The sequence below is a fragment of the Sandarakinorhabdus sp. genome (assembly GCF_040398645.1).
Taxonomy (GTDB): domain Bacteria; phylum Pseudomonadota; class Alphaproteobacteria; order Sphingomonadales; family Sphingomonadaceae; genus Sandarakinorhabdus.
Map to the genome: position 1 here is coordinate 26,331 of NZ_JBBATR010000001.1, position 8,888 is coordinate 35,218.

11 protein-coding genes are annotated in these 8,888 nt (G+C 64.0%); 5 read left to right on the forward strand and 6 right to left on the reverse strand.

The genetic code is table 11. The features are described from left to right. Nucleotides 1–431: DNA replication/repair protein RecF (locus ABWP50_RS00130; protein ID WP_502950937.1), on the forward strand; the 431-nt coding region annotated here is incomplete at its 5' end. 35 nt (nucleotides 432–466) lie between these two features. Then, nucleotides 467–2,863: a DNA topoisomerase (ATP-hydrolyzing) subunit B gene (gene gyrB, locus ABWP50_RS00135; RefSeq protein WP_353215957.1), complete on the forward strand. Its 2,397-nt coding sequence runs from the start codon at nucleotides 467–469 to the stop codon at nucleotides 2,861–2,863. 16 nt (nucleotides 2,864–2,879) lie between these two features. Here gyrB and ABWP50_RS00140 read toward each other — a convergent pair whose 3' ends face one another. The 3 genes from ABWP50_RS00140 to ABWP50_RS00150 all read right to left on the reverse strand — a co-directional run bounded on the left by ABWP50_RS00140 (nucleotide 2,880) and on the right by ABWP50_RS00150 (nucleotide 5,012). Then, the gene (locus ABWP50_RS00140) at nucleotides 2,880–3,290 is read right to left on the reverse strand and encodes a GFA family protein (protein WP_353215958.1); all 411 of its coding nucleotides are present in this window, start codon (nucleotides 3,288–3,290) and stop codon (nucleotides 2,880–2,882) included. Further along, nucleotides 3,287–4,396, reverse strand: a complete 1,110-nt coding sequence (locus ABWP50_RS00145) for a P1 family peptidase (protein ID WP_353215959.1) — start codon at nucleotides 4,394–4,396, stop codon at nucleotides 3,287–3,289. Before ABWP50_RS00145 ends, ABWP50_RS00140 begins: the two co-directional genes overlap by 4 nt. Nucleotides 4,397–4,658: 262 nt before the next feature. Continuing rightward, the gene (locus ABWP50_RS00150) at nucleotides 4,659–5,012 is read right to left on the reverse strand and encodes a UrcA family protein (protein ID WP_353215960.1); all 354 of its coding nucleotides are present in this window, start codon (nucleotides 5,010–5,012) and stop codon (nucleotides 4,659–4,661) included. Between the two features lie 278 nt (nucleotides 5,013–5,290). Between ABWP50_RS00150 and ABWP50_RS00155 the strand changes: the two genes are divergently transcribed. Continuing rightward, nucleotides 5,291–5,716 carry an RrF2 family transcriptional regulator gene (locus ABWP50_RS00155; protein WP_353215961.1) on the forward strand — a complete coding sequence of 142 codons (426 nt, stop codon included), beginning with the start codon at nucleotides 5,291–5,293 and terminating at the stop codon, nucleotides 5,714–5,716. 9 nt (nucleotides 5,717–5,725) lie between these two features. Here ABWP50_RS00155 and ABWP50_RS00160 read toward each other — a convergent pair whose 3' ends face one another. From ABWP50_RS00160 to mscL, 3 genes are read right to left on the reverse strand one after another with little or no spacing between them, the layout of a single operon-like run. After that, nucleotides 5,726–6,193, reverse strand: a complete 468-nt coding sequence (locus ABWP50_RS00160) for an META domain-containing protein (RefSeq protein WP_353215962.1) — start codon at nucleotides 6,191–6,193, stop codon at nucleotides 5,726–5,728. 3 nt (nucleotides 6,194–6,196) lie between these two features. Next, nucleotides 6,197–6,985: a bestrophin-like domain gene (locus ABWP50_RS00165; protein ID WP_353215963.1), complete on the reverse strand. Its 789-nt coding sequence runs from the start codon at nucleotides 6,983–6,985 to the stop codon at nucleotides 6,197–6,199. Beyond that, nucleotides 6,982–7,422: a large conductance mechanosensitive channel protein MscL gene (gene mscL, locus ABWP50_RS00170; protein WP_353215964.1), complete on the reverse strand. Its 441-nt coding sequence runs from the start codon at nucleotides 7,420–7,422 to the stop codon at nucleotides 6,982–6,984. Before mscL ends, ABWP50_RS00165 begins: the two co-directional genes overlap by 4 nt. 109 nt (nucleotides 7,423–7,531) lie before the next feature. Between mscL and ABWP50_RS00175 the strand changes: the two genes are divergently transcribed. Together ABWP50_RS00175 and ABWP50_RS00180 are read left to right on the forward strand one after the other, a co-directional pair. Then, the gene (locus ABWP50_RS00175; RefSeq protein ID WP_353215965.1) at nucleotides 7,532–8,140 is read left to right on the forward strand and encodes a LemA family protein; all 609 of its coding nucleotides are present in this window, start codon (nucleotides 7,532–7,534) and stop codon (nucleotides 8,138–8,140) included. A 32-nt stretch (nucleotides 8,141–8,172) separates the two neighbouring features. Continuing rightward, on the forward strand, nucleotides 8,173–8,888 hold a 716-nt coding region (locus ABWP50_RS00180), incomplete at its 3' end, for a TPM domain-containing protein (protein ID WP_353215966.1).

Consider the following 8,888-nt stretch of genomic DNA (forward strand, 5'->3'; position numbering starts at 1 on the left):
ATGCCGATGATCTGGCCGGCCGGCTGGCGCGCGGCCGCAGCCGCGATGCTGCTGCCGGCCGCGCGCTCGATGGTCCGCACCGCGCCGATCTGGTGGTTGCGCATGCCGGCAAGGCGATGCCGGCCGCGCAATGTTCGACTGGCGAGCAAAAGGCGCTGCTGGTGGCGATCGTGCTGGCCCATGCCGCGCTGGTGGCGGCGCGGCTGGGGCGGCCGCCGATCCTGCTGCTCGATGAAATTGCCGCGCATCTGGATGCCAGCCGGCGCGAAGCCCTGTTCGGGCGCCTGGCCGATATGGGCGTGCAGGCGTGGGCAACCGGCACCGATCCTGGCACATTTGCGGGCGCAGTTTTCGGCACTGGCATGGCCACACATCTGCATCTTGCCGATGGGCAAATCTTTCCTCGCGCGCTGGTGCGGGAGGCTTTATAGGCTTCCAGATTGTCCTCCAGAGAACAGGCAAAGCCTTGTCCGACAACCTCAAAGCCCACAACAGCGAAGATTATGGCGCCGACAGCATCAAGGTGCTGCGCGGGCTGGACGCAGTGCGCAAGCGCCCCGGCATGTATATCGGCGACACCGACGACGGTTCGGGCCTGCACCATATGGTGTTCGAAGTGTCGGACAATGCCATCGATGAAGCCCTGGCCGGTTATTGCGACCGGATCGATATCAGCCTGAACCCCGATGGCAGCGTTTCGGTGACCGACAATGGCCGCGGCATCCCCACCGGTATCCACGCCGAAGAAGGCGTGTCGGCTGCCGAAGTGATTATGACCCAGCTGCACGCCGGCGGCAAATTCAACAACAGCGACGACAATGCCTACAAGGTGTCCGGCGGCCTGCACGGTGTGGGTGTATCGGTGGTCAATGCACTGTCGGAATGGCTGGAGCTGACGGTCTGGCGCGATGGCGACGAGCATATGATGCGCTTTGCGCACGGCGATGCCGTGGCGCCGCTCAAGGTGGTCGGGCCATCGGGCGGCAAGCGCGGCACCCGCGTGACCTTCTTTCCCAGCATCGCCACCTTTCGCGCCATTGATTTCGATTTCGCCCGGCTGGAACATCGGTTCCGCGAACTGGCCTTCCTCAACAGCGGCGTGCGCCTGTTCCTGACCGATGCCCGCCATGCCGAAGGCAAGGTTGTGGAGCTGTATTACGAAGGCGGCATCGCGGCCTTCGTCAAATATCTCGACAAATCCAAGACCGCGCTGATCCCCGAGCCGATCGCCATCACCGGCCAGGCCCAGGATATCGGCATCGAAGTCGCGCTGGAATGGAACGACAGCTATTACGAACAAGTGCTGTGTTTCACCAACAACATCCCGCAGCGCGACGGCGGCACCCATCTGGCGGCCTTCCGGGCGGCACTGACGCGCACGCTTAATCAATATGCCGAAAAATCCGGGCTGCTGAAGAAGGAAAAGGTCAGCCTGACCGGCGATGACATGCGCGAAGGCTTGACCGCCATCGTGTCGGTGAAATTGCCTGACCCAAAATTTTCCAGCCAGACCAAGGACAAATTGGTGTCATCGGAAGTGCGCCAGCCGCTGGAAAGCCTGATGGCCGACCGGCTGGACGTGTGGTTGCAGGAACATCCCGCCCACGCCAAGACCATCGTGGCCAAGATCATCGATGCTGCTGCGGCGCGCGAAGCGGCCAAAAAGGCCCGCGATCTGACCCGGCGCAAGGGTGCGTTGGACATCGCATCGCTGCCAGGTAAGCTGGCGGACTGCCAGGAACGCGATCCGGCCAAATCGGAATTGTTCCTGGTCGAAGGAGACAGCGCCGGCGGCAGCGCCAAGCAGGGCCGCAATCGCCAGTATCAGGCCATTTTGCCGCTGCGCGGCAAGATCCTGAATGTCGAACGCGCTCGGCTGGACCGGATGCTGGGCAGCCGCGAAATCGGCACGCTCATCCAGGCGCTTGGCACCAGCATCGGCACCGAATTCAATCTGGACAAGCTGCGCTATCACAAGATCATCATCATGACCGATGCCGATGTTGATGGCGCGCATATCCGCACCTTGCTGCTCACCTTCTTCTTCCGCCACATGCCGGCGTTGATTGACAGCGGGCATCTGTTTATCGCGCAGCCGCCGCTCTACAAGGTCGCGCGCGGCCGGTCGGAAGTGTATCTGAAGGACAATCCGGCGATGGAGGAATATCTCGTCGAAGCCGGCACCGGCAATCTGGCGTTGATGACGGCGGCTGGCCCGCGCACCGGCGCCGATCTGGCGTCGCTGGTCGATCATGCCCGGCGCTGCCGCGCGCTGATGGATTATGTGCCGCGCCGCTATCCGGCGCATGTCGTTGAGGCGCTGGCCTTGAATGGTGCATTGTCCGCCGCCAGCGCGCCGGCTGCTGCTGCCACAGCGGCGTGGCTGAATGCCGCCGAAACCGAAGGCGGCGTGTGGACGGCGCAGGTGTCGGTGGACGGCGGCTATCAGGTCGAGCGGGCGTGGCGCGGGGTGACCGATTATCACGTCATCGACGGCGCGTTCCTGTCCGCCCCCGAAGCGCCGCGCCTGCACGCATTGGCCGCGCAGGAAGCCGGCGCCTATGCCGCCCCGGCCATGCTGGGCACCATGCGCGTCACCCGCCCGTCCGATCTGCTGGCGGGGGTGCTGGATGCCGGGCGCAAGGGGCTTTCGGTGCAACGCTACAAGGGCCTGGGCGAAATGAATGCCGAACAATTGTGGGAAACCACGCTCGATCCCGCCGCCCGCACCCTGCTGCGCGTTGATGTCGATGAAGCGGTGGAGGCGGACGATATCTTTGCCAAGCTGATGGGCGACGTGGTGGAGGAGCGCCGCGCGTTCATTCAGGAGAACGCGCTGAACGTCGCCAATCTGGACGTGTGACGGGTGCGCACGCGGTTCACGCCCACAAATCGTGCACGGTGCGGCCACTGGCGGGCAGATCTTCAAAGCTGTCCAGCCCGTCGAAATGATCGATCGGCAGGTTGGCCACGGCGTCCGGTGGTGCCAGGCGCACGTTGACCGCCATGCGGCGCCGGCCATCCGCTTCAAGGCGCAGGCCGCGCCAGGCGATCACGGCGGCGCATTGCGGGCAAAACAGGATTTCCAGGGCCGGATCAACCTTGCCCACCCGGCAAAAGCGCGAAACGGGGCCGTGGACGGCTGCGCGCTCATTTTCAAAATCATAGGCCCACAGCGCGCCATAGCGCCGGCACAATGTGCAATTGCACGCCGTCACTGGGCCGGGATCGCCAGCCAACGTCCAACCGGCTGCGCCGCAATGGCAAGACCCTTTAAGCACGTCCATCATCGCCCTCCCAGCAAGCGCTTGACCACTTCCGCATCCACGGCCGGCACGCTGCGAATCTGGCCCGTTGCCGGATCGCGGCTGCTTATCGGCTCGGCCATCAGCAGGCTGTTCGCGATGGCTTCTTCGGTGGCATCGGCCACGGCAACGAATAGCGGCGTGATATTGTCGTTGCCCATTTCGGGATAGGCGGTCTGGCCGGCGCGGCGGGCGGGGGTGCGGCGCACACCCTGGTGCACCGAAAAGGCGATGGCATAGTCGCCGGAGCCGTTGGAAAACGCCGAACCGGTGCGCGCCAAGCCCGCCATGGCGCGCGCCGCCAGCCGGGTGAGGTTGCGGTCCGACAGCGGCGCATCGGTGGCGACCACGATCATGATTGAGCCATCGGCGCTGGCCGGTGTCGCAGCAGGCGGCGGCGGGATGGGCACGCCGGCCAGGATCAGCCGGCCGCCAAAATTGCTTTGCACCAGCACGCCGACCGTAAAACCCTGCGGCGTCACCCGCGATGATGTGCCGATGCCGCCTTTATAGCCAAAGGCAATCGTGCCGCGTCCGGCGCCGACCGCGCCTTCTGCGACCGGGCCGGATCTGGCCTCGGCAATGGCGCGGCGGGCATCGGGCACGGTGACGGCGCGGGCGCGAATATCATTCAGGCCGCCGTCGTTGGTTTCGCCGACCACGGCATTCACTGATCGCACCGCTTCGTTGCCAAGCTGGCCCAGCGTGTGTTCGATGATGGCGGCGGCGGCTTCGGGCACGTTCAGCGTGTTGGTGAGCAGGATCGGCGTTTCGATCTCGCCCAGTTCGCTGACCTGGGTGCTGCCCATCAGCTTGCCAAAACCATTGGCCACGAAAATACCCGCCGGCACCTTGTCCGCGAAAACATTTCCGGCGTGCGGCAGGATCGCGGTCACGCCGGTGCGGATCGTGTCGCCGCGGTTCAGGGTGATCTGGCCAACCAGCACGCCGGGCACATCGGTGATGGCATTGAGCGCGCCGGTGGGCAGCGGACCGGGTGCGATACCGATGGCGCGGGCGCGCTGCGCAAGCGTTGGCGCGCCGATCAGGGCAGCAGCGGCGATCAGGGCGGCAATGGCGGCGGCATTCATTCCGCCATCATGGCGCGCTGGCTGCAAAAGAAAAGTGCCGCCCGGCGTGGTTTGAAAAAACCAACCGGGCGGCACCGTCGCAGCGCGACCGAGGGGGCAAGGAGATCGCGCTGGAACCAGAAACTGGGGGGCTGTTGTCCTGCCAGGGGGATCAGCAGGATTGGCTGGCGGTGTGCCTGATGGGGGCAAAGGGCAACACCGCCGGCCGGATCAGTGGACGGGGACGGCCCCGATCCCAATCCACATCTTTTGCTTGCCTGGCTCAGCCGACCTTGTCGGCTTGAATGGCGGCCACGGTGGCATTGCGGGTGGAATGCAGGGTTTCCTTGAAGCAGCGGCGCTCTTCGGCATTGGCGCGGTGATCAAAAGCGGTGCCGCGGCAAACCTGCTTGGACGCCATGCGCAGACGATTTTCAAGGAGGGCGCGGCCGGATTCCGACGCCAGGTTCAGATCGGCATAAGCAACGTGCGCCACGCGGTGGCCAGTTGCCGACACGCCATAAACGGTATCAGCCTGAGCCGGAGCAGTGGCGCCGGCGATGCACAGGCCTGCAAACAACAGGGTGCCAGCAGCGCCGGCGAGGGTCTGGGAGAAATTGCGGGTCGAAGCGAACATGGGGGACATCCTTCTATTTCGGCAGGCTGGACCATCCGGCTGCCGATGCCAGATGTGTTGCAACGAGCGTGCCAACTGCCTGCCAGACTTTTCATGCAAGCAAATACAGTGCCTTAGAGGAAATACTGTATTGCCGATCTGTTACACACGGAAATATATATACGAATAAATAGCGAAAAACACCATCTGTCAGCATATGTTCACATGATGCGTTCGCCACGAGCGCGGACGTGGCGGGTTGGCAGCAATTCCTTCCCGGTGCATAGGGTATGGTAGTCATGCTTACCCAGCGATCCCGCTATGCGTTGCGCGCGCTTATTTTCATCGCCCGGACAGGCGGCGTGGCGCCGGTGCCGATTTCGGTGATTGCCGCCGATCAGAAACTGCCGCGCAAATTCCTCGAGGCGATTTTGCTCGATCTGAAGAATGGCGGCCTGGTCACCAGCTTTCGCGGCAAGATGGGCGGCTACCGGCTGGCGCGCCCGGCCGGGCAGATCAGCTTTGGCGAGATTATTCGCCAGATCGAAGGGCCGTTGGCGCTGGTGCCGTGCGTATCCTTGTCGGCCTATCAGCGCTGTGTCGATTGTTTTGAGGAACATACCTGCGTGATCCGCAAGGTGATGCTGGTGATCCGGGAACAGACCGCCAATATCCTCGACCACACGACGCTGGCGGACCTTTCGCTGGACCAGGTCGCGGCCTGATTCGCCCTGCTATGGCTGCGCTGGCGCTGGCGGCCGCTTGAGGAGCATGCGCCGGCCATCGGGCGCTGTCAGTATCGCCTCACCAGCTTGGGTGTAGGTGACGTCCGTGATGGCTGGCAGCAGTGCCAGAAATCGCCCCTCGATCTCCGTCGGGCCAGGCTCGCAGGCCCGCATGGTGACGGCGCCCATGGTCAGGGCCAGCTTGGCGCCATCCTGCTGCCATCTTGCCTGAAAGCGGTTGCAGCCGCTGCTTCCGGAAACGCGGCTGGTGCCGTGATCGCCGCCATCGAATTTCAGTCGCATGGGCGGCCCAGGCGCGCCGCCGCCATTCAGATCGGCGACCAGCCAATCGCCTTCCAGGCTGCCCGCGATCACCGGCGGCTTACCCGACAAGGCCTGGCGCATTTGCTGGCGCTCCTTGGTGCAGCCAGCCAACAGCATGACTATCATCAGGATGGGGAGGGCGCGGTACAGCATCAACTACTGCTGCGCCGAACGCGCGGTGTTGGCAAGCTGCTGCGCCAGTTCGCGCAGGGCCGATTGATCCACCCGGATCGCCCCGTCGGCTGGCCGATCAAGATCAAGGATCAGCATGACCGTAAGCGACATCAGGGCAAACAGCACGCTCGACACCAGCCGGTGCCGCTGCCCATGCGCCGCCAGCACATAGCCGAGCAGAAAACAGGCCACGCACGCAAAAATTACCAGCAGCATGATCACTTCGCCCGGCACCCGCGCCGCCACCGATTTTTCGCGTGTGGTGCCAGTATCGATCACGCTGTTGACGGCACTGACCAGGCTGGCGGCGCGTGGGCCGTCCAGCACGGATTGCGCCGTGGCCGTGATGGCCCACACCCGGTCCCGCAGCCGGGCCGCGGCGGCCAACTTTTGCGTCTCGTTTGGCAGCGGGCTGGTCTGGCGGATCTGGGCATAATCGGCCAACGCCTGTTGCAGCGCCGGGCCATGCGGCGCCGGCACCAACCCGGCGCGCAGCCAGGCGGTGCCGATATCATTGGCTTCCTGCACCACCAGTTGCCGGCGTTCGTCATAGCGGCCGAGCGCCATCGAAAAGGTGAAGCCCAGCAGCAGCGCCAGCAGCAGCAGCGCGGCGGACAGCACTTGCGTTTCATCGTCTGCCGATCCGCCGCCGCCAAACCGCTGGTGCAGGCGATACCCAAGCTCGCTGACGATGAAGAACAGCACCGCCAGCACCGCCGGCACCGCCGCCAGCGGCACCCGGTCCAGCAGGCCGGCCAGATCGGAAATCATGCCCGGTGCTTGCGCAGTTCGTCGCGGATTTCGGCCAACAGCGCTTCCGATGCGGTTGGCGGCGGCGGCTCGGCTGGTGCAGTTGCTGCGGGAGCCATCAGCTTGTTGGCTGTCCGCACCATCAGGAAAATCACGAAGGCGATGATCAGGAAATTGATCACGGCCGTGACGAATTTGCCGTAGCCGAACACGGCCACGCCGGCCTTTTTCAGGGCGTCATAATCGGCGGTGCTGCCTTGATAGTCGGCCGGGATGCTGCCCAGCACCACAAACAGGCTGGAAAAATCGCCGCCGCCGCTGACCAGTCCGATCATCGGCATCACCAGATCTTCGGTAAAGCTGGTCACGATGGTGCCAAAGGCCGCCCCGATGATCACGGCAACGGCCAGATCCAGCACATTGCCGCGCGCGATGAACGCCTTGAATTCCTGCAACACGAAGCCATTCCCCTTGTAATTCGCTGCAGCGCACTATTTCATATTATGTGAAGCAGCACCAGATTGAACATGCCGGCGCGCATCGCGCAAGCTGGTTAACCGCGTGGAGATGTTTGTGACCAGACCAAATTTTGCCAATGGCGCTGCTCTGGCGGCCTTAGCAGGCAGCGCGATCTTGCTCTCTGGCTGCGGCGTCAACACGATCCCGGCCAAGGAAGAGGCGGTCAAAGCCAAATGGGCCGATGTGGAAAGCCAGTATCAGCGCCGCGCTGATCTGATCCCCAATCTGGTCAGCACTGTCAAAGGCTATGCCGCCCAGGAAAAAGATGTGCTGGAAAGCGTCACCAAGGCCCGCGCCAGCGCCAGCCAGGTCACGGTTGATCCCACCAAATTATCCGATCCAGCGCAGTTGGCCGCGTTTGATCAGGCGCAGGGCGCACTTGGCCAGTCGCTGGGCCGTTTGCTGGTGACCGTGGAAAAATACCCTGAGCTCAAATCCAACGAGCTGTTCATGCGTCTGCAAGACCAGTTGGAGGGCACCGAAAACCGCATCACCGTGGCACGGCGCGATTATAATTTGTCCGTACAGGACTATAACACCGAAATCCGCACCTTCCCCAGCCTGATCACTGCCAAGGTGATTTACGGCGCGCAGCCGATTGCGCCGTTCAAGGCCACCACCGTGAACGCCGACAAGGCCCCGGAAGTGAAATTCTAACCAGGCGCAAACGCACGCGCGCGGAGACTGTGATGCAGCACGACCGCCAGATGCAGCGGCTCAGCCAGATTGCACTGCTGCTGGCGGTGCTGCTCGCGGTGCTGAACCTGGCGGCTTCGGCTTTTGCAGCGCCGGCCTATCCGCCGCTGTCGGGGCGGGTGGTCGATGCCGCCGGCGTGTTGCCGGCCGCTGTTGCGGCCGATCTGGAAACCCGGCTGAAAACCCTGGAGGACAGCACCGGCACGCAATTGGTGGTGGCGACGGTGCCCGATCTCGAAGGGCTGGAAATCGAGGAGTATGGCGTTGGCCTGCTGCGCCACTGGGGCATCGGCCAGAAGGGCACCAACAACGGCGCCATTTTGCTGGTGGCGCCGGCGCAGCGCAAATTGCGCATCGAAGTGGGCTATGGCCTGGAAGGCACGCTGACCGACGCCATGTCTGGCCAGATCATCCGGGGCACGATCGTGCCGCGCATCAAGGCTGGCGACATGGCCGGCGGCATCGTGGCCGGCGCCGACGAAATTGCCGCGCTGCTGCAACTGCCGCCAGACCAGCAGGCCGAGGCAGCCGCCAGCGCCGCGCAATCGCAAAAGCAGGGCAAGGACAGTCCGGGCTGGGGCACATTGGTCTGGTTGATCATCATCATTGTCTGGGTCGTGCTGTCGGCGCGCCGCGGCAAGCAGGGGCGCCGCCGCGGCCCGGTGCTCATGTGGGGGCCATCGGTTGGCGGCAGTTGGGGCGGCGGTTC